18 protein-coding genes are annotated in these 22,157 nt (G+C 73.9%); 6 read left to right on the forward strand and 12 right to left on the reverse strand.

The window, feature by feature from the left end; all coding sequences use genetic code 11:
- The first annotated feature begins 84 nt into the window (after positions 1-84).
- Positions 85-714 carry a dihydrofolate reductase family protein gene (locus OG406_RS34260; protein WP_164374508.1) on the forward strand — a complete coding sequence of 210 codons (630 nt, stop codon included), beginning with the start codon at positions 85-87 and terminating at the stop codon, positions 712-714.
- A 345-nt stretch (positions 715-1,059) separates the two neighbouring features.
- Here the strand turns inward: OG406_RS34260 and OG406_RS34265 are convergent, their stop codons facing one another.
- Together OG406_RS34265 and OG406_RS34270 are read right to left on the reverse strand one after the other, a co-directional pair.
- Positions 1,060-1,755 (reverse strand): HAD family hydrolase, encoded by a 696-nt coding sequence (locus OG406_RS34265; protein WP_329189513.1) that lies wholly within the window; start codon positions 1,753-1,755, stop codon positions 1,060-1,062.
- Positions 1,756-1,805: 50 nt separating this feature from the next.
- Complete coding sequence (locus OG406_RS34270; RefSeq protein WP_266853673.1) at positions 1,806-2,282, reverse strand: Lrp/AsnC family transcriptional regulator; 477 nt, start codon at positions 2,280-2,282, stop codon at positions 1,806-1,808.
- Positions 2,283-2,524: 242 nt separating this feature from the next.
- Between OG406_RS34270 and OG406_RS34275 the strand changes: the two genes are divergently transcribed.
- From OG406_RS34275 to OG406_RS34285, 3 genes are all read left to right on the forward strand, one after another.
- Positions 2,525-4,012 carry an FUSC family protein gene (locus tag OG406_RS34275; RefSeq protein ID WP_329189514.1) on the forward strand — a complete coding sequence of 496 codons (1,488 nt, stop codon included), beginning with the start codon at positions 2,525-2,527 and terminating at the stop codon, positions 4,010-4,012.
- 775 nt (positions 4,013-4,787) lie between these two features.
- Positions 4,788-5,885, forward strand: coding sequence for a nitric oxide synthase oxygenase (locus OG406_RS34280; protein ID WP_267052324.1), 1,098 nt, complete (start codon positions 4,788-4,790; stop codon positions 5,883-5,885).
- A gap of 223 nt (positions 5,886-6,108) precedes the next feature.
- Positions 6,109-7,155: a lactonase family protein gene (locus OG406_RS34285; RefSeq protein ID WP_267052229.1), complete on the forward strand. Its 1,047-nt coding sequence runs from the start codon at positions 6,109-6,111 to the stop codon at positions 7,153-7,155.
- A 260-nt stretch (positions 7,156-7,415) separates the two neighbouring features.
- Here the strand turns inward: OG406_RS34285 and OG406_RS34290 are convergent, their stop codons facing one another.
- From OG406_RS34290 to OG406_RS34305, 4 genes are all read right to left on the reverse strand, one after another.
- On the reverse strand, positions 7,416-8,336 hold the full coding sequence (locus tag OG406_RS34290; RefSeq protein WP_203661323.1) for a sirohydrochlorin chelatase: 921 nt from the start codon (positions 8,334-8,336) through the stop codon (positions 7,416-7,418).
- Positions 8,337-8,465: 129 nt separating this feature from the next.
- Positions 8,466-9,563, reverse strand: a complete 1,098-nt coding sequence (locus tag OG406_RS34295; RefSeq protein ID WP_329189518.1) for an N-acetylglucosamine kinase — start codon at positions 9,561-9,563, stop codon at positions 8,466-8,468.
- A complete protein-coding gene (locus tag OG406_RS34300; RefSeq protein ID WP_164374503.1) occupies positions 9,560-10,237 on the reverse strand; it encodes a uracil-DNA glycosylase in 678 nt (225 codons plus the stop codon). Before OG406_RS34300 ends, OG406_RS34295 begins: the two co-directional genes overlap by 4 nt.
- Positions 10,238-10,390: 153 nt before the next feature.
- Positions 10,391-11,476 carry a WD40/YVTN/BNR-like repeat-containing protein gene (locus OG406_RS34305; RefSeq protein WP_266853665.1) on the reverse strand — a complete coding sequence of 362 codons (1,086 nt, stop codon included), beginning with the start codon at positions 11,474-11,476 and terminating at the stop codon, positions 10,391-10,393.
- A gap of 274 nt (positions 11,477-11,750) precedes the next feature.
- On the opposite strand from OG406_RS34305, the gene OG406_RS34310 reads away from it, so the two are divergent.
- The gene (locus OG406_RS34310) at positions 11,751-12,329 is read left to right on the forward strand and encodes an Rv1733c family protein (RefSeq protein WP_329189522.1); all 579 of its coding nucleotides are present in this window, start codon (positions 11,751-11,753) and stop codon (positions 12,327-12,329) included.
- A 524-nt stretch (positions 12,330-12,853) separates the two neighbouring features.
- Here OG406_RS34310 and OG406_RS34315 read toward each other — a convergent pair.
- The 4 genes from OG406_RS34315 to OG406_RS34330 all read right to left on the reverse strand — a co-directional run bounded on the left by OG406_RS34315 (position 12,854) and on the right by OG406_RS34330 (position 18,569).
- Positions 12,854-14,929 (reverse strand): HEAT repeat domain-containing protein, encoded by a 2,076-nt coding sequence (locus tag OG406_RS34315; RefSeq protein ID WP_329189523.1) that lies wholly within the window; start codon positions 14,927-14,929, stop codon positions 12,854-12,856.
- A gap of 120 nt (positions 14,930-15,049) precedes the next feature.
- The gene (locus OG406_RS34320; protein WP_443067126.1) at positions 15,050-16,855 is read right to left on the reverse strand and encodes a phosphatidylglycerol lysyltransferase domain-containing protein; all 1,806 of its coding nucleotides are present in this window, start codon (positions 16,853-16,855) and stop codon (positions 15,050-15,052) included.
- A 149-nt stretch (positions 16,856-17,004) separates the two neighbouring features.
- Positions 17,005-17,310, reverse strand: a complete 306-nt coding sequence (locus OG406_RS34325; protein ID WP_164374498.1) for a hypothetical protein — start codon at positions 17,308-17,310, stop codon at positions 17,005-17,007.
- Positions 17,311-17,489: 179 nt separating this feature from the next.
- Complete coding sequence (locus OG406_RS34330) at positions 17,490-18,569, reverse strand: NADH:flavin oxidoreductase/NADH oxidase (protein ID WP_329189526.1); 1,080 nt, start codon at positions 18,567-18,569, stop codon at positions 17,490-17,492.
- Between the two features lie 150 nt (positions 18,570-18,719).
- Here OG406_RS34330 and OG406_RS34335 point away from each other — a divergent pair, with 150 nt between their 5' ends.
- A complete protein-coding gene (locus OG406_RS34335; RefSeq protein WP_266611283.1) occupies positions 18,720-19,079 on the forward strand; it encodes an ArsR/SmtB family transcription factor in 360 nt (119 codons plus the stop codon).
- Here OG406_RS34335 and OG406_RS34340 read toward each other — a convergent pair.
- Positions 19,065-20,420, reverse strand: coding sequence for a nucleobase:cation symporter-2 family protein (locus OG406_RS34340; protein WP_267052224.1), 1,356 nt, complete (start codon positions 20,418-20,420; stop codon positions 19,065-19,067). The two genes, OG406_RS34335 and OG406_RS34340, sit on opposite strands and share 15 nt — an antisense overlap.
- A 198-nt stretch (positions 20,421-20,618) precedes the next feature.
- A complete protein-coding gene (locus OG406_RS34345) occupies positions 20,619-21,968 on the reverse strand; it encodes an FAD-dependent oxidoreductase (RefSeq protein ID WP_266853656.1) in 1,350 nt (449 codons plus the stop codon).
- Between the last annotated feature and the right edge of the window lie 189 nt (positions 21,969-22,157).

The raw sequence follows: 22,157 nt of genomic DNA on the forward strand, positions 1-22,157 counted from the left end.
ACTTTCCGCATCCGGCTGTCGATCCGGCCCCCTCCCGTTCGACGCCCGGGTGAGAGCGGAGAACGACGACCTCGGGAGCACGCCATGGCGAAGCTGCGCGTACACGACATCACCGTCTCGCTGGACGGCTACGCCGCCGGTCCCCACCAGCGGCTGGAGCACCCGCTCGGCGAGGGCTTCGACGGGATGCACGATTGGATGTTCGCCGCGCTGCGCGATCTGGCGGACGGCAAGGGCGGCGTCGACGTCGAGTACGTGGCACGCGGCGAGGAGAACATCGGCGCGACGATCATGGGCCGCAACATGTTCGGGCCCCGGCGCGGACCCTGGGAGGACGAGTCCTGGACGGGCTGGTGGGGGGCCGACCCGCCCTTCCACCACGACGTGTTCGTGCACACGCACCACCTGCGGCCCTCCGTCACGATGGAGGGCGGGACGACCTTCCACTTCACCGACGAGCCCGTCGAGACGGTCCTCGCCCGCGCCGTCGAGGCGGCGGCGGGCAAGGACGTCCGGATCGGCGGCGGCCCGTCCACCGTCCAGCAGTACCTGCGCGCCGGTCTCGTCGACGAGATGCACCTCGCCGTCCTCCCGCGGCTGCTGGGTCGCGGCGAGCGCCTGTTCGACAACCTCGGCGACGGGATCGACGGCTACCGGGTCGCCGAACTCGTCGGTTCGCCCACCGCCACCCACGCCGTGCTCGTCCGCCGCTGACCCGTCCAGCGGGCGGACGTGCCGGCCCTGGCCCGACGGGGAGGCGGGGCGGACCCGGCGGACGCACATCCTGCGGGCGCCGACCGGTAGACGGCGCCGACCGTGCGCGCATGGACCGACAGCGGGCGCCGCCCGTGCGTGTGCCGGTCCCGGCCGGCGCCCGTCAGGCGGGCACCGACTCTGCGCGAGTGCCGACGGACAAGGGCTGGAAGATCCCCTCGCGGCGACCTCGGAGGGGCCGCCGTCCCAGGACCGTGCGCCGTCGGACGGGCCGCCTGCTCAGGGCCGCGTGCCGTCGGACGGGCCGCCTGCTCAGGACCGTGCGCCGTCGGACGGCCCGCCCGCTCAGGACCGTGCGACCTCGGCCGCGAGCCAGTCGTACGCGGCGCGTGCCGTGAACGCGCTCTGGCCGCCCCGGAAGAGGAGGTCGGCCTCGGCGAAGGCGGGGTCGCCGGCCTGCGCGGCGACGTAGGGAACGGCGACGCAGCGCATGCCGGCCGCGCGTGCCGCGGTCGCCCCCGGTGCGGCGTCCTCCAGGACCACGCAGCCGGACGGATCGGCGCCGAGCCGGCGTGCCGCCTCCAGGAAGACGTCGGGGGCGGGCTTGCCGTGCGCGACCTCGTCGGCCGAGACGGCGGTCGTCACGAGAGCGGCCAGCCCCGTCCCGGTGAGGATCGCCGCGATCGCCTCGGGAGAGGAACCCGAGGCCACGGCCATCGGGACGCCCTCGGCGGCCAGCAGTTCCACGAACCCGCGCATCTCTGGATAGACGTGTGTGGAGGCGCGGGCCAGCTCCAGATAGCGGCGGTTCTTCTCGGCCAGCAGGTCGTCGAGCGGTGCCGTCAGTCCGTAGCGCTCCCTCCAGAGCGCCAGGGTCTCCCGGGTGCTGACACCGACGTACCGCTCGTGGTCGGCCCAGGTGAAGTCCGTGACCCCCTGCCCGGCGAGGGTCTGACGTCCGGCTTCGAAGTAGTTCGGTTCGCTGTCCACGAGCGTTCCGTCGAGATCGAAGATGACCGAGATCCTGCCGAGAGCGCTCATGCGGTCCAGGATGCCAACCGCCTCCCGGCCGTCGTGGCCCCCCTCACGCCTCAGCCCTCGGCTTCCCGCCCGATCGACTCGACCAGCGGCAGCAGCCGGTGCGGGACGCGCTCGCGCAGCGTCACCTCGGTACGGGTGCGCACCACGCCGGGCAGGCTGATCAGGGACTGGATCACGTCCTCCAGGTGGGCGTTGTCGCGGGCGGCGACGCGGGTGATCAGATCACCGCCACCGGTGATCGAGAACGCCTCGATGATCTCCGGCACGGTGGCGAGGGCGTCACCCACGTCGTCGAGATGGCCCTGCGTGACTTCGATGTGCACGAAGGCGAGCACCGGGTGCCCGAGGGCCGCGGGGGAGAGCGCCGGTGCGGTCCCGGTGATCACTCCGTCCCGCTCCAGCCGGTCCAGGCGGGCCTGGAGCGTGCCGCGGGCGACGCCGAGGATGCGGGCGTACTCGCGCACGCTGGTGCGTGGCTGCTCCAGCAGCAGGCGCAGGATGCGGGTGTCCAGCTTGTCCACGGCCATGGTCCGTTGGCCTCTCTGTGGCCGACAACGATCGTGCGCCACTGTACCAATGGTCCAGTCATGGGCGAGCCGGTTGAGCCAGGCGCACGCTCCTGCTTACCTTGTGCGTATTCATGGCGCTGCGCAGCGCCGGACGGCAAGGTCGCCGTACCGGACCCGCGGCGCCTTTCGTATGCGCGGACGTGCCTGTCGAACCGGTGCGGAAGGGCGAAGTGGGGGGCGGGCGGCCGACGGTGAAGAAGATGTTCATGGCTCCGGATCCGGGACTGTTCCGGCTGCGGGTCTCGCTCCGGGCGGTCCTCGGGATCGGCCTGGCGGTGACCCTGTGCGAGCTGGCCGGGCTCTCGCTCCCCGCGTCCGTCACCGGCGGACTCGCGGCGCTCCTCGCCCTGTTCACCGTCGGTGACCCGACGGTCCGCGGGCAGGCCGGCACGACCGCTCTGCTCCCGGTCGTCGGCCTGCCGGTCCTGGCGCTCGCCACCGCGCTGCAGGGCACGCCGACGCTGCGCGACGCGAGCTGGCTCGCCGTCGTCTTCGCCGGGGTCCACGCCCGCCGCTGGGGACCGCGCGGACACGCGCTCGGCATCTTCGCGTTCATGATGTTCTTCGCCACGCAGTTCCTGCACGCCGTCCCGGGCCAGCTCCCGCAGCTGTACGCGGCCGTCGCGCTGTCGCTCGCGGCGTCCTCGGCGGTGCGCTTCGGCGCCTGGTGCGTGGAGCGGCGCACCCCCCTGCCCGCGGCGCCGGTACCGCTGGACGGACGCGGCCTCGCCCGCCCCGCCACCCGTCAGGCCTTCCAGGCGACGGCGGCCTGCGCCTTCGCGCTCGTCGCCGGTCAGTTGCTCTCGCACGACCGCTGGTACTGGGCCGTCGGCACCGCCTGGTGGATCTTCGTGAACACGGCCTCGCGCGGCGAGACCCTGGTCCGCGGCTTCCGGCGGGTCGTCGGCACGGTCGCCGGGATCGGGGCGGGGCTCCTGGTCGCCGTACCGCTGCACGGCGCGCCGGCGCCCACCGCCGCGCTCGTCGCCGTGTGCGTCTTCGGGATCTTCTACACGGCGGCTCTCTCGTACAGCTGGATGATGTTCTTCGTCACCGTCATGGCCGGTCTGCTGTACGGACTGCTCGGTGTGCTGCACCCGGGTCTGCTCGGGCTCCGGTTCGCCGAGACCGCCGTCGGCGCGCTCGGCGCGGCCCTCGCGGTGGCCTTCGTCCTGCCGATCACGACCCATGCCGTGACCGACCGGTGGATCGAGCGGGCCCTGCACGCCGTGCACGGGTGCACCGCGGCGGCGGCCCGGCGCCTCGCGGGCGACGCCCAGGCGGACCCCGCGCCGCGTGCGGGGGAGCTCGAAGCACTCCTGGGGCGCGTACGGCTGTCCCTCGCGCCCCTCGTTCACCCGCTCAACCCCATGCGCGAACGCCGGGCACGAGCCCGTGCGGTCCTCGCCCTGCTCGACGACTGCGCCCGCGAGGTACGCGGTCTCGCCGCCGTCGCCGCCGATCCGGACGCCTCCCACGACGCCCGCCTCACGGCGGCCTGCCGACGGGTCGAGACCGCGATGGAAGCCCTGGTCGGCGCCGTGCCGGGCGGCGCGCTGGACGCTCACCACGGCGCTACCGGACACCATCCCGGGGCCGAGCAGGCGCTCGCCCATCTCCATGGCCTGGAGCGGGCACTCGTCGACCTGGCGACGCCGTTGCGCGGCTCCCGGCTCGTCGGCGCCTGACGCCCCCTCGCCCGTCGCCGTCCCGCGTTCTGTCCCGTTTCGGTGGACACCGATGCCCGGAATGGGGCAGATTTACCGGCCACGTACAGGGTGGATCAACACTCCCGCCGGGTAACTCCGCGGCCATCGGACGCACGGACACCGCGGGCCGTGCCGGAGTGGCCCCGCGGGCGGATCTCTTGGGGGCGGCACCATGCGCGACTTCCCGCGCGGGACCAGACACGAAGAGCGCGGCGCGGACGGCCCGATCGACGGGGGCACCGGCGGGGCGGACGGCCGGAGGGTTACGGACACCGGTGGCGCGGACGGCCCGAGGGGAACGGACGCGGGCACCGGAGGCGCGGCGGCTGCCGGGGACGTCACGGACGGGCTGCCCCCGACCGGTGGCGGCGAGGGGCCGGGCGGCTGGCTGGAACGCCTCAGATACGCCGACGACCCGGGAGTCCCCGTCGACGCGCCACGGACGGAGGGTGCCTCCGTGTCGGTCGTCCCGCTGGACGCCCGCCACCCCGGCGCGGCCACCGGCACCCGCACCCTGCACGCGCGGCTCGACGCCGTGGCGCGGCTGCTGACCGGCCCGGGCGCCGTGCCGCCTCCGCCGCTCCCCGGGCTCCGGGGTCGCCTGGTCCCCGGTGCCCCCGCGCACGACGACCGGAGCTGTCCCGTCGCCGGGGACGGCCGGACCGCCCCGGGAGCGCGCACGGGCACGCACCGCGCCGATCCGGCTCCCGGTCCGGCTCCCGTTCCGGAGCGGCCGGACCCCGGCTTCCACGAACTGCTCCGCGCCGCCGGTGAGTTCGTGGTCCTGCACCACACCGAGGAGCGTCTCGGCGATCCGGCCGGCCGTCTCGCCGCCGTGCGTGCGGAGATCGCGGACACGGGGACCTACCGGCACACCACGGGCGAACTGGTCTTCGGCGCGCGGGTCGCCTGGCGCAACGCCAACCGCTGCATCGGCCGGCTGTACTGGAACTCGCTGACGGTGCGCGACCGCAGGGACGTGCGGGACGCACAGGGGGTCGCGGAGGAGTGCGCGGAGCACCTGCGCGAAGCCACCCGTGACGGCCGCATCCGGGCCCTCATCACCGTCTTCGCGCCCGACGCGCCGGACCGGCCGGCCCCCAGGATCTGGAACGAACAGCTCGTCCGGTACGCCGGGTACCCGCGTCCCGACGGCGGCGTGACCGGCGACCCGCGCAACACCGGCCTCACCGACGCCGCCCGCCGGCTCGGCTGGCCCGGCGGCCCCGGCACCCCCTTCGACGTCCTGCCGCTGCTGGTCCAGGACGCCGGTGCCCGGCCGCGCTGGTTCGAGCTGCCCGAGGACGCGGTCCTCGAAGTCGATCTCACGCACCCGGAGCACGCCTGGTGGCCCTCCCTCGGCCTGCGCTGGCACGCGGTGCCCGCCCTCTCCGACATGTGCCTGGAGATCGGCGGCATCTGCTACCCCGCCGCGCCGTTCAACGGCTGGTACATGGGCACCGAGATCGGCGCCCGCAACCTCGCCGACACCGACCGCTACGACCTGCTGCCCGTCGTCGCCGAACGCCTCGGCCTCGACACCCGTACCGACCGCTCCCTGTGGAAGGACCGCGCCCTGGTCGAGCTGAACCGTTCCGTCCTGCACTCCTTCGACAGCGCCGGGGTCACGGTCACCGACCACCACACCGAGTCCCGGCGCTTCCTCACGCACCTGGGCCGCGAGGAACGGAAGGGCCGCCGGGTGGGCGCCGAGTGGTCGTGGATCGTGCCGCCGATCTCCGCCAGTGCCACGCCGGTCTTCCATCGCACCTATGAGACCGTCGAACGGAACCCGGCCTACGTGCACCACCCGGAGGCACTCGAACGAGCCCGGGGCGCGGGCGACTTGTGACGCGGGACGTCCGAAGCGCCTCGGCCTCCGGGTGCCCGGACACGGCCGGACCACGCGGAGGCGAAGGACACCGCCCCCGCGGAGGCGCGGGCCGACGCGTTCGTGCACGCGGCCGGCGTGAGGCCTGGCGGCCATCGGTGCCCGTACACCGGCCCTGGTCTAGACCGCAGGACCCCGGCTGCTACCGTCGCCCCCGAGCAGGCGGGACCGAGAGGGGACAGCTGTGACAGGCGGCGGCAGGCGGCAACAGAGGGCGTACATCGGCTCGTTCACGGCGGCGGGAGGTCGCGGTGTCCTCACCGCGGCCGTGGACCCGGACAATGGCGCGCTGACCGTCCTGAGCGCGGTCGACGGAGTCCCCGACCCCTCGTACCTGGCCCTGTCTCCTGCCGGGGACCACCTCTACGCCGTCAGCGAGACGGCCGACGGTGCCGTGGCCGCCTACCGCGTGCACGCCGACAAACCGGAACTGACCGGCCCGCCGACCCGGATCGGCGGCAGTGGCCCCACGCACCTGAGCGTCTTCGACGGACACGTGCTGACCGCCAACTACGGCTCCGGCAGCGTCTCCGTCCTGCCCGTGCGTCCCGGCGGCGGTCTCGCCGGGGCCGCGTCCAGCGTGCTCCGCCACACCGGTTCGGGACCGCACACGCCCCGCCAACAGGGCCCGCACGCCCACCAGGTGCAGCCCGACCCCACCGGCCGCTGGGCGGTCAGCGTGGACCTCGGCACGGACTCCGTCCGTGTCTGCGCCCTCGACGGCGGCGAACTCACCGTGCACCGCGAGATCGCCCTGCGCCCCGGTTCCGGGCCGCGCCACCTCGCCTTCCACCCCGGCGGCGAACACGCCTACGTCCTCAACGAACTCGCCCCGACCGTCACGGTCTGCCGCTGGGATGCCGCCGAGGGCTCGCTGCGGCCGGTCGGCGAGACGCCGGTGCTGACCGGTGTCCCGGACGGTGACGCGTTCCCGTCGGGCATCGCCGTCTCGCCCGACGGCCGCTTCGTGTGGACCGCCACACGTGGCCAGGACGTCGTCTCCGTCCTCACGCCCGACGCGGTGGGCGAGGGACTCCGACTGGTCGCCACGGTGCCCTGTGGCGGCGTCTGGCCCCGCGCGCTGACCGTCGATCCCTCGGGCCGCTTCCTGTACGCCGCCAACGAGCGCTCCGGCGACGTGACCTGGTTCGTCGTGGACCCGGACACGGGCGTGCCGCGCCGCGGTGGGTCGGTCGAGGCGCCCGCCGCGTCCTGCGTGGTGTTCGGCTGAGCGACCGCGTCGCCGCGGCTCCCGTGGGTGCCGGGCCTAGGCACCGACAGCGCCACGGTCACGGCCCTTCGTGCGGGACGACGGCGACCGTCTCGCCTGAGTGCGCCTACCGGGCGCGCAGAGCACCGACGGCATCCGGCGTCGGACGACGCCAGGCGCCCCGCACACGGAAAGGGCCCGCTCCTGTCACAGGAGCGGGCCCTTTCCGTACGACCCGGACGCGCCGTCCGGGTCGGGGGCCCACGGTCGGGGCGCCCTGGTCAGCGGACCGGCGCACCCTGGGTCTGCGGCGGGGCGATGCCCAGCGCCGACGTGTACTGGGCCAGCGCGAGCTTGCCGATCGCCGGGTACGGGCCGAGGGCCTCGGCGGCGTGGCAGCCGGCCTCCTTGGCCGCCGCTTCGAGCAGACCGGAGTCCAGCTCCGGGCCGATCAGGTACGGGGCCAGCGCGAGCTGCTGCGAACCGGAGTTGCGCAGTTCCTCGGCGACGGCCGCGATCGAGCCCTCCTCGTCGAGGGCCGCCGCCATCACGGGCACCGCGAGCCGCGCGGCGAGCAGCATGCCGGTGATGCCGGCTGCCTGAACGGCCTCCTCGCCGCCCACCGCGGCGAGCACGATACCGTCCGCGGCGGTCGCCACGGTGAACAGGCGCGCGCGGTCGGCGCGGGCCAGACCGGCCTCGGAGAGCCGCACGTGCAGCGCCTCGGCGAGCAGCGGGTGCGGGCCGAGGACATCGGTCAGTTCGGCCGCGACACGGCTCTCCATGACCGCCTGGCGGACGCGGCGCAGCAGCGCGTTGTCCGGACCGGCGAGCAGCGGCACGACGATGGCGACCGGGCCGTCGGGCTCGGCCACGTCGGAACCGGCGGCACGGGCCTGCTCGAAGCGCGCGGCGCGCTCCTCGGAGGCGTGGACCAGCGCGGACTGCAGCGTGGGGAACTCGTCGTCCCCGTCCAGGTACCCGATACGGGCGTCGAGGCCGGGGAGCTCGGAGCGCGCGATGCTCACGACCTCCTCGGCGAGGCTGCGCGTGGCGGCGCTGGGGGTGCCCGGCACCGCGAGGAGGAGCGCGGGCGCGCCCTCGGGAGCCGCCAGGGGCTCCGGACGGCGGTGCCGTCCGGGCTGGCGGGGTCGCGGCATTCGTACTGGCAGGCCGGACGCGGGCCCAGTGGGGGAGCTCATGGCGCCGCATGTTACTGGCTTCTCGGGTTCCCCTGTTCGGGGAGGGTGCAGGTGAGCGGTATCCGTCCGCTTTTGTCTGATGAGTTACGTACCGATCAGAAGTGATCGGTACTCATCGCCTTGTCGGTCCTACGCCGAATTCAGAGCATCGATTTCCGGATAGGGCTTTTCAGCCACCACGTACAACATCCGGTCGTCCTGGGGGAGTGTGAGCCTGCCGTCCGCCAGGGCGACGGCGATCCGCAGCGCCCCGTCGAGCGGGTCCCCCGCGGCGGCCACCAGCCGCGCGTGCGGCACCCGCGCGGCCAACTCCTCGCGCAGCGGCGCGAGAAGCGGCTCGCCCATCCTGAACAGACCTCCGGTGAGCGCGAGGAGCGGCTCGCCGTCGGGCGGGCAGGCGGCCGCCGCCGACTCGGCCATGTGCCGTGCGGCGGACCGCAGGATGTCCGCGGCCACCGGGTCGCTCCCGGCGCGGGCGGCGACCTGCGGGGCGAAGGAGGCGAGCACGGCCGGCCGGTCGGTACGCGGGTACAGACGGCCCGGCAGCTCGGACATCGGCCCGAACACCTCCTCGGCCCCGGCCAGCAGCTCCGGCGAACCGCCCTGCCGCCCGTCGAAGGCCCGCAGAGCAGCCTCCAGGCCCGCTCGCCCGATCCAGGCGCCCCCGCCGCAGTCGCCGAGCAGATGGCCCCAGCCGTCGGCCCTGCGCCACGACGTGAGGTCGGTCCCGATCGCGATCATGCCGGTGCCCGCGGCGATCACCGCACCGGCCCGCGGGCCGAGAGCGCCGGTGTACGCGGTCACCGCGTCGGCCACCAACGCGAGCCGCCGTACGCCGAGTTCACGCTCCAGAGCGGCGGGAAGCTCGTCCCGCAGCTCGTCACCGAGCGTCGCCAGGCCCGCCGCGCCGACGGCCACCGCCCCGAGCCGCACGGCGCCGGCGTCGTCCATCAGCCGGCCCGCCATCGGCAGCAGTTGCTCCAGCAGATGGGCGGCCGAGATGCCCCGCGGCCCGGTGCGGACCGGTTCCCCGGAGGTCAGGGGGTCACTCAGCGCGATCGGTTCGGCGGCCGTCAGCCCTTCTCGACCTGCGGTGGTCCCGGCGTCGTACGCCGTCCCGTGCGCCGCGAGGACCGCGCGCAGCCCGGAACCGCCCGAGTCCACCGCCAGCACGACGGAGGGGCCCGGAGCGTCCTGGCGCGTCTCGCCTCCGGCGCCGGGGGTCACGGCAGACGCCAGTCCACCGGCTGGGCGCCCTGCCTGACCAGCAGGTCGTTGGCGCGGCTGAAGGGGCGGGACCCGAAGAAGCCGCGGTCGGCCGACATGGGGGAGGGGTGCGAGGACTCCACCGACGGCAGATCACCCAGCAGAGGGCGGAGGTTGCGGGCGTCGCGGCCCCACAGGACGGACACCAGCGGGCGCCCGCGGGCGGCCAGCGCCCGGATCGCCTGCTCGGTGACCTCCTCCCAGCCCTTGCCGCGGTGGGCGGCCGGGCTGCGGGGAGCCGTGGTGAGCGCCCTGTTGAGCAACAGCACGCCCTGCCGCGTCCACGGGGTGAGGTCGCCGTCGGACGGCTGCGGCAGCCCCAGGTCGGTGGTCAGCTCGCGGTAGATGTTGATCAGGCTCGGCGGCAGCGGACGCACGTCCGGGGCCACCGAGAACGACAGGCCCACCGCGTGTCCCGGTGTCGGGTACGGGTCCTGCCCGACGATGAGGACGCGCACCTCGTCGAAGGGCTGCTGGAACGCCCGCAGGACGTTCGCGCCGGCCGGTAGATAGGTGCGTCCCGCGGCGATCTCCGCGCGCAGGAAGTCGCCCATCTCGGCGATCCGTCCGGCGACGGGTTCGAGGGCTTTCGCCCAGCCCGGTTCGACGATTTCATGCAACGGTCGTGGTGCCACGGCGTCACCCTACTGCCGCACCCACGACGGAGATCAACCGGTGCCGTCCGCCGATCACGGATGACCGTTTCACCGGCACATCGGGCCTTCGCCGGACAAGATGCCTCTGCCCGTGGGGCGTTGAGGTCTCCCGGAACCGCGGACGGCCCGACGTCAGGCCAGGACCGCCGCGCGGACGCACAGGACGTCCGGCAGGTGCGAGGCGAGCTGCGCCCAGGAGTCGCCGTCGTCCGCGGACGCGTAGACCTCGCCGTTGCGATTGCCGAAGTACACACCGGCCGGGTCGGCGTCGTCCGTGCACAGGGCGTCGCGCAGCACCGTGCCGTAGTGGTCCCCCGTGGGCAGGCCCGCCGTGAGCGGCTCCCAGCTCCGTCCCGCGTCCGAGGTCCGGAAGACGCGGCATCTCCGGCCGGCCGGCACCCGGTCGGCGTCCGCGTTGATGGGGAAGACGTACGCCGTGTCGCCCCGGTGCGGATGGGTCGCCGCGGCGAATCCGAACGTCGACGGCAGGCCGGCGCCGATGTCGGTCCACCGTCCGCCCGCGTCGTCACTGCGGTACACACCCCAGTGGTTCTGGAGGTAGAGGCGGTCGGGGTCCGCGGCGTCGCGCGCGACCTTGTGCACGCACTGCCCGAACTCCGGATCGGGGTCCGGCAGGAAGACCGCGGAGACACCGGAGTTGGCGGGCTCCCAGCTCGCGCCGCCGTCGCCGGTGCGGAACACGCCTGCCGTCGAGACGGCGACCGTGATCGCCTTCGGGTCGCGCTCGTCGGTCAGGATCGTGTGCAGCCCCTCACCGCCGCCGCCGGGCACCCACCGGGAACGGGTCGGGTGCTCCCAGAGGGGACGGACGAGTTCGAAGGACTCGCCCCGGTCCGTGGACCGGTACAGCGCGGCCGGCTCCGTCCCCGCGTACACCACGTCGGGCTCGGCCGCCGCCGGATGCAGCTGCCAGACGCGCTCCAGGGACGCGCCCGTCTCCTTGGGGAACCGCACCGCCGGACGGGCCGGTTCGGTCCAGCTCCGGCCGAGGTCGTCCGAGTGGAACACGGAGGGACCCCAGTGGGCGCTGTCCCCGCCCGCCAGCAGCCGCGGCCGATTCCCCCGGGTGTCGATCGCGACCGAGTACACGGCCTGCGCGTTGAAGTACGGACTCTCGTCGAACGCCCAGACACCGGAGTGCCGGCGGCCGATGAAGAGGCCCTTGCGTGTGCCCACGGTGAGAAGCACGTCGACCATGTCCGGTCACCTCCGCGACCTTGTCGTCTGCGTCACCGGCCAGTCTGCACCGCGGCACTGACAACGACCGGCGACTCGCTGGTTCGCGCTGGTCGGACGGGGCGCGTCGGCGTCACCGCTGAGGACCCCGGAGGCCGGTCCGGAGAAGGCTCTCCGTGCGGCCTGGCGGTCCCGGGACCGACGAGCGGGCCCGAACACGTGAGCACCGTGGGGAGCGGGCGCGTAAGGGAGGGAGATGTGGCGGGTCGGCACGGCGGTGAGGAGGATGCCCTTGATGGCGGCGTTCCGTGGTCCGAAGAGGTGGCTGTGGCGGTGGCGAGGCAACCCGCTGCGGCGGCGCAGCGATGCCCTGGAGGGCTGGGTCCTCCTGGCCGCCTGGGTGTTCACCGTGTTCGGCGGCGTGGTCACCGGTCTCGCGGCCACCCAGGCGGTCGAGGACGGTCTGGCCCGGCAGCGGGCGGCCTGGCACTCCGCGACCGCCCGGCTCACCGAGGACGTACCACCGGCGAGCGCGACCAGGTCAGGCGCCCGTGTCGTGTGGGCGAAGGCCCGCTGGACCACGGAGGACGGCGCGCCCCGCTCCGGACAGGTCCGCGTCCCGGCGGGCAGCGCGGCGGGCACCCCGGTGGCCGTGTGGACCGATCCTGAGGGCCGTCTGGTCGGCCGACCTGCCACCGTCGCCCAGGCCCGCGTCCGGGCGTCCCTGGTCGGCGCCCTCGTCGGCGTCAGCGCGGCGGGCATCCCCTTCGTCACCGGCCGGCTCGTCCGCGCCCGCCTGGAACGGCGCCGCATGGAGCAGTGGGACGCCGAATGGCAACGGATCGGCCCGCTCTGGGGCCGCATGACCAGCTGACCGGGACGGTCGCGTCGTCCCAGGCCCCGCATCTCGCAGGTTCTGCGGCGCCACTCCATGGACAGGGTCTGCCCTCTCCGTCCCGCGGTGCCCAGCACGCCGTCGAACCCCGCGCGCACGGCCGCTCCTGGCGTCGGGCCCCGGCGTGCCGCCAACCCGACTGCGGGCTGCCGACCCCGGCTCACGACGGCCACGGCACCCGCTTCTCTCACCCCAGCGGTCGCCGCACCCCCGACGGCCGCTCACCTGGGCCGGCCGGAGGGCACCCCCCTGCCCAAAGGGCCGACGGCCCGCCGGTCTCTCCGCGACGACCCCAGGCGCGCCGTCGACGCCTGCTCAGCAGGGCTGTCGCAGCCGCCGGCCCGTACGCGGTCCGTCGGGCAGCGCGCCCCGCCCGCAGAGGCGGCCACGCCCCCGGTCGGCCCTTGTGGGCTGCCACCCACCCGCCCCCGTCCGCACGGTCACCGAGGCGGCGCCCCCCCGTCCGCACAGTGACTGCGCCGGCGCACCAAGCCCGCTGCGGCCTACGCGCCCTCCAGCACCCTGCGACAGTCCCGCAGCAAGGTCTCGTCCTCCAGGACGTCATGGCTGCCGTAGCCGCCGGAGCGGGCCCGGTGGCGGCGTGGGGCGGCCAGTTCCGTGGCGACCAGGTCGTGGGCCGGGCTGCCGGCGTCACCCATGCGGACGAGGCAGGCGGTGATGGTGCCACGGGCGTACGGGTTCTGCCGCCAGGCGTCGCGGAACACGGGCAGGACCGGCTCCGGGTCGGCGCCGATGTCCCAGACGGCACAGGCCGCCGCCGTCCGCTCCCACAGGTCGGCGGAGTCCGTCAGGCTCCGCAGCCGGGGAAGAGCGACGCCGGCGCTGGAGCCCATGCGGGCCAGGGCCGAGACGGCCGGCCGGGAGCCACCCGCGGATCCCGGCGGGCCCAGCGCTCGCAGCAGCGGAGGGAGGACGGCCTCCGCGTCACCCTCGACGGACCAGAGCGCGGCGGCGGCGGCCACCGCGCTCTCGCCGCTCAGCAGCCCCCGCAGCGCGGGGATCGCCTCCCGGGCGGCCGGCCCGAACGCGACGAGCGCCTCGGTCAGGGCCTCCACGAGGGAGTCCCGCAGGCGCAGATCGCGGGGTGCGCCCTGCAACAGCCGCAGCACCTCCGGGACGGCGGCGGCGTACCGCAGGGCACCGAGGGCGGACAGCAGGGGGGCGGCCCGGCCGAACGTGTCGGCGTCGTCCAGGGGCACGTCGGCCAGTCGCTCCCGCAGCAGCGGTGCCAGGGGGAGGGCGGCCGGGCCGAGGTGCCGGACGGTGTAACCGGTCTCGTTCGGAACGACTCGGTGCCGCAGGACCTCGGTGAGCGGCGGGACCGCGCGCGGGTCCCCCGTCCGGGCGAGCGCCCGGAGCGGACCGCCCAGCGTGGCCCTGCCGCGCCCCCAGGAGTCCTGGTCCGACGCCACGAGGGCGGCGAGACGGTCGGCCGCCGGTTCCGCCAGGCCGAAGAGGAACTCCAGGACGGACACGGCGGCCTGCCGCAACCGCTCCTCGTCCGAGTCCAGTTGCTCACCGATCAGGGCGACCGGCTCCGCGTAGGCGGCCCGCCATTCGCGGAACAGTCCCGCCGACATCCAGACGGCGTTGCACCGGTCGGCCGTGTCCGCGCTACTCAACTGCCCCTCGAGCAGGGCGATCCGGTCGCCGGTGCGGGCCCCCAGTGCGCTGTGCAGCGTCCGGAGCAGCTGGGCGCCCTGCTCGTCCGCGGGACGCATGCGACGCAGCCGGCCGAGGAGCGTGTCCGTGGACGTCCGGGTGGGTTCCCCGGACGGCCGGAAGTGCCGCGACCTCGTGTGGAGGAGTTCCACGACCGTGCTCACGAGGTCGGCCGGCAGCCGGTCGGGGGCGCACAGGGCCAGCTGCCCGAGCGCGGCGAGCCGCAGCCCCGGTTCGTGCGGTGGGGCGCAGAGCGTCGCCAGCAGGTCGACGGCCGGGGCGGAGAGGCCGGGGTGCAGCCGGGCGAACAGTCCGAGGCCCTCGACCAGAGCGAGGCGGACGCCCTCGTCGTGCTCGTCCGTCAACTGCCGTATCAGCAGCGGCAGTACACGGCCCGGTGCCTCGGAGAACCGTACGAGCGGCGTCGGTACGGCGCGGCGCACCTCGGGGTCCGCGTCCGTCACGAGGTCGAGGAAGACCGCCGCACCCGACCGGACCGCGGTCCGCGCCACGGTGTAGTTGTCGTCCGCCCGATCCTCCGTGTCCGAGCCGCCCGGGTGCTCGTCGCCACCGGGACGGCCGGACCCCTCGCCGTCGGGCTCCGCGGGCGCGTCGTCGACGTCCCCGCCGCCGATGCTGGCGAGCAGCTCCACGATGCCGCCACGGTCCGGAAGCCCGGGGTGCCGGACGAGGCCGAAGAGGAAGGGGACGCACGCGAGCGTCGAGTCGTACACATCGCCCTGGTGGTGCACCGCCCCGTACATCCCGTCGAGCGCCGCCTCCCGCTCATGGGGGTGCCGCGAGGCCAGGCCCCGCAGCAGCTCCGGCACGTCCGCGGCGCTTCCGTAGGCATGCTCCATCGAGGCCCAGTCGACCTCGTCGATCCCCCTGAACACGGCGTCCTCCCCAGGCGTACGGCCAATGATCGCGAGTGTGCACCACGGCACTGACAGTGACGCCCGGGCGCCGCCACGTCGACCGTGACAACCCGGCCAACTCCCGCGATAAAGGCCGCTTTACGACGGTCGGCCGGGGCGTTCCGTCCGTCGCGCGGGGAACCGGGGGAGCGCGGGCGGAGCGAGGAAGCCCTCGGCGCGCGCCGCGGCGATGCCGATCCGGGGGAGATCGGCGCTCTTCTCGAAGAGCAGATAGCGGGGTTCCCAGACCGGCCGGTACTTGGCGTTGGCCCGGTAGAGGGACTCGAGCTGCCACCAGCGCGAGAGGAACGTCAGCACCGAGCACCACAGCCGCAGCACGGGTCCCGCGCCCAGCCGTGTCCCGCGCTCGAAGACGGACCGGAACATCGCGAAGTTCAGGGACACCCGGTCGACCCCGATCTCCTCGGCCCGCCGCAGGAGTTCGATCACCATGAACTCCATCAGCCCGTTGTCGGAGTTCCGGTCGCGGCGCATCAGGTCGAGGGACAGCCCTCGTACGCCCCAGGGCACGAAGCTCAGAACGGCCCGGGGCACCCCGTCCCCGTCCCGGCACTCCAGCATCACGCACCGTCCGTCGGCGGCGTCCCCCAGCCGGCCGAGCGCCATCGAGAAGCCGCGCTCGGTCTCCCCATCGCGCCACTGGTCCGCCAGGTCGGTCAGGGCGGCCATCTCGGCGTCGGGGATGTCCTCGTGCCGCCGGACCCGGACCGTGTGTCCCGCCCGCCGGACCCGGTTGTGCGCCTGCCGGACGCCCCGCATCGCGCGGCCCTCCAGGGTGAAGTCGGCGCGGTCCACGACGGCTTCGTCCCCGAGCTCCAGCGCGTCCAGGCCGTGCCGGGCGTACACGGTCCCGGCCTCCTCGCTCGCGCCCATCACCGCGGGCGTCCACGCGTGCCGCCGCGCCTCCCTGAGCCATGCCTCGATCGCGCCGGGCCACGCCTCCGGGTCGCCGATCGGATCGCCGGAGGCGAGGGTCACGCCGCCGACGACGCCGTACGCGATCGCCGCCTTGCCGCTCGGCGACCAGATGACCGCCTTGCCGCGCCGCAGCGCGAAGTAGCCGAGCGAATCCCGCTCCCCGTGCCGTGCCAGCAGGTCCCGCAGACGCGTCTCGTCCTGTTCACCGAGGAGTTCGAGCCCGCGCGGGGAGCGGAAGCAGGCGTAGAGCACCAGCAGGAAGGTGCCGGCCATGAGGGCGTTGACGAGGACGTCAGCCCAGCCCGGGGCCGCGACGGTGTCGAAGCGGTCGGCGAGCGGGCCGACGCTGACGCCGCGGAGCAGGGTGTACGCGATGCGGTCGCTCAGCGGCGTACCCGTCACACGGTTGGTGGCGCTCACGAGCGCGGTGCCGAGTGCGGCACTGACGAGGAGCCCACCGGCGCCGACGGCCAGGGCGAGGCGCGGGTTCGAACGGTCCCCCACGGCGTGGAACTCCCTGCGGCCCAGCACCAGGGCGCCGACGAAGAGGGCGGTGAGCAGCACCGAGAGCCAGTTGAACCAGTGCTGCCGGTAGCGCTCCTGGCTCAGGGCCACCCCGTAGAGCACGAGGAGGGGTCCCGCCAACAGCATGTTGAAGATCCACGCGGCGCGTTTGCGGCGCCGCATCACGAGCGCGAGGAAGAGGGCGAGCGCCGCCGAGACGAGACCGGCGGTGGCCAGGTACGGAGTGAAGAACTCGCCCGCGTTGTGCTCGTGGACCTCCTCACCGAACGGCAGCGAGACCACCGCGAACACGTTGAGCAGCGCGAGCAGCCTCAGATACCAGACGGTGGAGGCGGCGGCCCGGCGCCGGAGCCCGGCGCCCGTCCGTTCAGGCGGCGCCACCCCCTGACGCGCGCCGGAGGTCCGCTGTTCCTTGACGGGCACTGACTGTTGTACGGACACCGTGGAGCATCACCTTGGGGAGCGGCCGGGCGAACCGGTGCGAGCAGAGGGCGGAACACTACATGGTGTAGGGAAGAGGAAGGTTGTCGCCACGTAGGAGGGGCCCGAGGTGGTAAGGGAGTGGTGTGAATCGCCCCGCCCGTCGTCCGTCAGTTGCGCCCCGTGTTCTTCAACTGCCCGCCCGGGCACGGGTCCCCGCCCTCGCCGAGGGCCGGACGGCCGCGGGTGGTGGCCCACCACACGAGGTCGCCGAGCGCCGCACCCGCCGCGACGAGGGCCGTGATCACCCCGGCCATGGTGAGGCCGTCGCCGAGGTGAGGGCGTCCGTGCAGGGCGTGCAGGTCGAATCCGCACAGGTGGTACACGCCCACCGCGGCGATCCCCAGACTCGGCACGAGCAGTGCCAGCACGGACGCCGGACCACGTCCCGTGCGTCCGGCGTCACGTTCCCTCACAGGTTCCCCCTGACGTACGACGCTTTCCCCGGGGGAACCTACAGCACGTAGGGTCGCCCCGGCGTGGCCTTGTTCCCATTGTGTTCCGCCGGGTACCCGGGGTCGCGCCCGTCACGCACCGGCGTGTCGGGCGCGATGCCAACAGGAGCCACGGCAGAGGGAGTTCGCGGCCGGCGGTGTCACACGGAGCGGTGGTACTGCTCCGGCACGTGCACCTCCGCGCCGAGTTCGCGTGCGGCGAGCCGCGCGAAGGACGGGTTGCGCAGCAGCTCGCGACCCAGCAGCACCGCGTCGGCCTCGCCGTTGGCGACGATCTTCTCGGCCTGCTCGACCCCGGTGATGAGGCCGACCGCCGCGACGGCGAGCGGCGTCTCCTTCTTCACCCGGGCGGCGAAAGGCACTTGGTAGCCCGGACCGACGGGGATGCGGACACCCGGCGCGTTCCCGCCCGTCGAGACGTCGAGCAGATCCACCCCGTGCTCGTGCAGGGTGCGTGCGAAGCGAACGGTGTCGTCCGCGCTCCAGCCGGTGTCCTCCAGCCAGTCCGTCGCCGAGACGCGGAAGAACAGCGGCTTGCCGTCGGGCCAGACCTCCCGCACCGCGTCCACGACCTCGAGCGCGAACCGGGTCCGGTTCTCGTACGAGCCGCCGTACGCGTCGGTGCGGTGGTTGGAGTGCGGGGAGAGGAACTCGTTGACGAGGTAGCCGTGGGCGCCGTGGATCTCGACGATCTCGAAACCGGCCGCGAGCGCGCGCCGTGCCGCGTCCGCGAACTGCCCGACGATCTCGTGGATCCCCGCGACCGTCAGCTCGTCCGGGACCGGATGCCCCTCGTCGAAGGGAAGGGGGCTCGGTGCGAGCGCCGTCCAGCCGTGCGCGTCCGGACCGACCGGCGCGCCGCCCTTCCAGGGCCGGTCGGTCGAGGCCTTGCGCCCGCCGTGTCCGAGCTGGATCGCGGGGACCGTGCCCTGGGCCGCGAGGAACCCCGTGATCCGGCGGAACGCCTCGACCTGGGTGTCGTTCCAGATGCCCAGGTCGTACGGGGAGATCCGGCCCTCGGGCGAGACGGCCGTCGCCTCGACGACGATCAGTCCCGTTCCGCCGGTGGCGCGTGCCGCGTAGTGGGCGAAGTGCCAGTCGTTCGGGGCGCCCGCGGAGGGGCCTTCCGGGGCCGCCGAGTACTGGCACATCGGCGGCATCCAGACCCGGTTGGGGAGGGTGACGTCGCGCAGGGTGTAGGGCTCGAAGAGCGCGTTCACGGCGGACTCCATTCGTCGCGGGGCCGGGGTACGGCTCGCACGATAGGCCGCGTAGTACGGCGAGTGTCAAACTACGACGACTCTCGTACTATGAGGCTCCGGGAACGGAACCCGTACCCGGCCCGAGTCCCCGGACGATGTGGAGCCGCCGTGACGACCGCCGCCCCCGCCCCCAGCGGCCGCGATCTGCCGCATCCCGCGTGCGAGCAGATCCGGCTGGAGTCCGTGCTGCACGCACTCTCGGACCCGATGCGGCTCCAGGTCGTGCGGGAGCTCGCCGCCGACGGCGGCGAGCTCTCCTGTTCGCACTTCGTGCTGCCGGTCACCAAGTCCACGACCACGCATCACTTCCGGGTCCTCCGGGAGAGCGGCGTGATCCGGCAGGTCTATCGCGGCACGGCGAAGATGAACGGGCTGCGCGCGGACGACCTGGAGGCCCTGTTCCCCGGACTCCTCGGCCGCGTCCTGGAGGCGGCGGCCCGCCAGTCGGATCGGCTAGGCGGGCGCTGAGGCCGCCTCCGGCTCCGCTTCCGTCGCCGGCCGACTCTCCCTGCCGGGAAGGTGGTTGAACAGCAGGTTCAGGGCGATCGCCGTGAGGCAGCCCGCGCTGATGCCGCTGTTCATGACCGTCTGGAACCAGTCGGGGAACCGGGCGTAGACCCCGGGCACACCGACCGGCAGCACGCCGATCGCGACCGAGACGGCCACCACGGTCAGGTTGTGGTTGTCCTTGAAGTCCACCGCCGCGAGCGTACGCAGTCCGCTCGCGGCGACCGTCCCGAACATCACCAGACCCGCCCCGCCGAGCAGGGGCGCCGGTATCGCGGCGACCACGGCACCCAGCTTCGGCAGCAGGCCGAGCACGACGAGGATGCCGCCCGCCGCGGCGACCACCCACCGGCTGCGCACCCGCGTCATGCCCACCAGGCCCACGTTCTGTGCGAACGCCGTGTAGGGGAACGTGTTGAAGACACCGCCGAGGACCGTGGACAGGCCGTCGGCCCGGAGGCCGTCCGCGAGGGTGCGCGGCTCGATGGGCCGTTCGGTCATCTCGCCCACCGCGATGAAGTCACCGGTGGTCTCGGTCATCGTCACCAGCGCCACGACCAGCATCGACACGATCGCCGAGGCGTGGAACGACGGCGCCCCGAAGTGGAACGGTGTGCTGATGCCCACCCAGTCGGCGTCCCCGACCCCGCCGAAGTCCGTGAACCCGAACGGCACCGCCACCGCGAGGCCCACGGCGATGCCGACGAGGACGGCGATCCGGCTCAGGAACGCGGGCGCGAACCGCTGAACGCCGAGGACCACGGCCAGGACGAACCCGGCGAGGGCGAGGTTCTTCGGCTCCCCGAAGTCCTTCGCGCCGGCACCGCCCGCGGCCCAGTTGCCCGCGACCGGCAGCAGCGAGACGCCGATGATCAGGATGACCGTGCCGGTGACGAGCGGCGGGAAGAAGCGCAACAGTCGTCCGAAGACCGGGGCGAGCAGGACGATCGCGAGGCCCGCCACGATCACCGACCCGTAGATCGCCGGCAGCCCGCCGCCCGTCGTCCCGATGAGCACCATCGGCGAGACGGCGGCGAAGGTGCAGCCCTGCATGATGGGCAGCCGCACCCCGAAGCGCCAGAAGCCCACGCACTGGATCAGCGTCGCGATACCGCACACGAGCAGGTCCGCGGTGATCAGATACGCCAGGTCGGCGGGCGACAGCTTCATCGCGCCGCCCACGATCAGCGGCACGGCCACCGCGCCCGCGTACATCGCGAGCACGTGCTGGAGCCCGAAGGCGGCCAACTGGCGGACGGGTGGGACCTCGTCGACGGGATGCACGGGAGCGGTGGTTGCCATGGGCACTCCAGAAGCTGCGGGGAGAGGGGGCGTCCGCACGACACGCGCACGCCCGGACAGCACGAGACCGTAGGCGCCTTGAACAGTTTGTTGATTTCCGGTCTGTTGCCGGTGTGTGTCATGGGTCGCGAACCGGCCGAGACCCGGGCCGGTACGGCCCCCGCGCGGTTCGCGGACCCCGGAGCGGCGCGCGGCCCGTCAGATGCTCGCGGCCCGCGCCGCCGCCCACAGCGCGTCCCAGTCGGGCAGTTTCACCACGCCCCGGCCGAGCCGCGCGCCGAGCTCTGCCTCGGCCCGCTCGATCGCCTGCCACCCCGCCCACTCCACCGGCCGTACGCCCGCCGCCCGCAGGGCTTCGAGGGGGTCCTCCGCGACCTTCCGCCGGACGAGAACGGGGGCGTCCTCCAGCAGTGAGGTCACCGTCTCCTTGGCACAGGGCCGGTTCGTTCCGATGACGCCCGTCGGGCCGCGCTTGATCCAGCCCGCCACGTACTCACCCGGAACGACCGCACCGTCCCGTAGGACCCTTCCGGCCAGGTTCGGCACCGTACCGAGCAGGGGGTCGAAGGGCAGGCCGTCGAGGGGAACGCCCCGGTAGCCCACCGAACGCAGCACCAACTGCGCCTCGATCTCCTCGAACCGGCCGGTTCCGGTGACCCCGCCCGACCCGTCCGGCACCGTCCGTTCGAAGCGCACCGCTCCCACGCGCCCGCCGTCCGCGAGGAGTTCGACGGGACGCAGGAAGAACCGCGGGCGGATGCGACGGGGCCGGCCGAGCGGCGCCGCCTCCGCCCAGCCCCGCAGCACCTCCACGTTGCGCCGCTGTGCCGCGGGCAGGCCGGACGGGTCGAGGTAGGCCGGGTCCAGCGCCAACTCCGCCGGATCCACGACCACGTCGGCATCGGGCAGGGTCCCCAGCTCGCGCAGCTCCTTGGTCGTGAACCGGGCCTGCGACGGGCCGCGTCGCCCGACCATGCTGATGTCCGTGACCGCGCCGGCCGCCAGCGCGGCGAGCGCCGCCTCCGGGATGTCCGTGCGGCTCAGTTCGGGTGCGCCGCGCGCCAGGATCCGGGTCACGTCCACGGCGACGTTCCCGACGCCGATGACCACGGCCGAGCGCACGTCCCGGACGAATCCCTCGACCGCCGCGTCCGGGTGCGCGCTGTACCAGGACACGAACTCGGTGGCCGACCGACTGCCGGGAAGATCCTCGCCGGGCACGCCGAGACGCCGGTCGGTGGCGGCGCCCACGCAGTACACGACGGCGTGGTAGAGCTCCCGCAGCCGTGACACGGGGATCCCGCCCGGGCCGATCCGGACACCGCCGAGGAACCGCACCCGCTCGTCCTCCAGGACGCCCCGCAGGTTGTTCTGCAGCGACTTGATCTTCTCGTGGTCGGGGGCGACCCCGTAGCGCACCAGGCCGTACGGACAGGGCAGCCGGTCCAGGACGTCGACCCGGACGTCGGGCGGACCGCTCCGTCGGACAAGGCCTTGCGCGCTGTAGACCCCGCTGGGTCCCGAGCCGACGACGGCGACATGGAGCACGGCGGAACTCCTCACCCGAGGGATCAGGAAGATCGCGGACGTGAGAGCGCTGGTCCTTCCAGGATCGCACCGCCGGTGCTCCGCTGACAGGGTGCTGCGCGGGGCAGAGGCGCGCGTGTCCGTTCGTATGGAATGTGATGATGCGGTTACGTTCCGTATGTGCTAGAAGCATCGTTCCTTAATCTGTCC

The sequence above is a fragment of the Streptomyces sp. NBC_01428 genome (assembly GCF_036231965.1).
Lineage (GTDB): Bacteria > Actinomycetota > Actinomycetes > Streptomycetales > Streptomycetaceae > Streptomyces.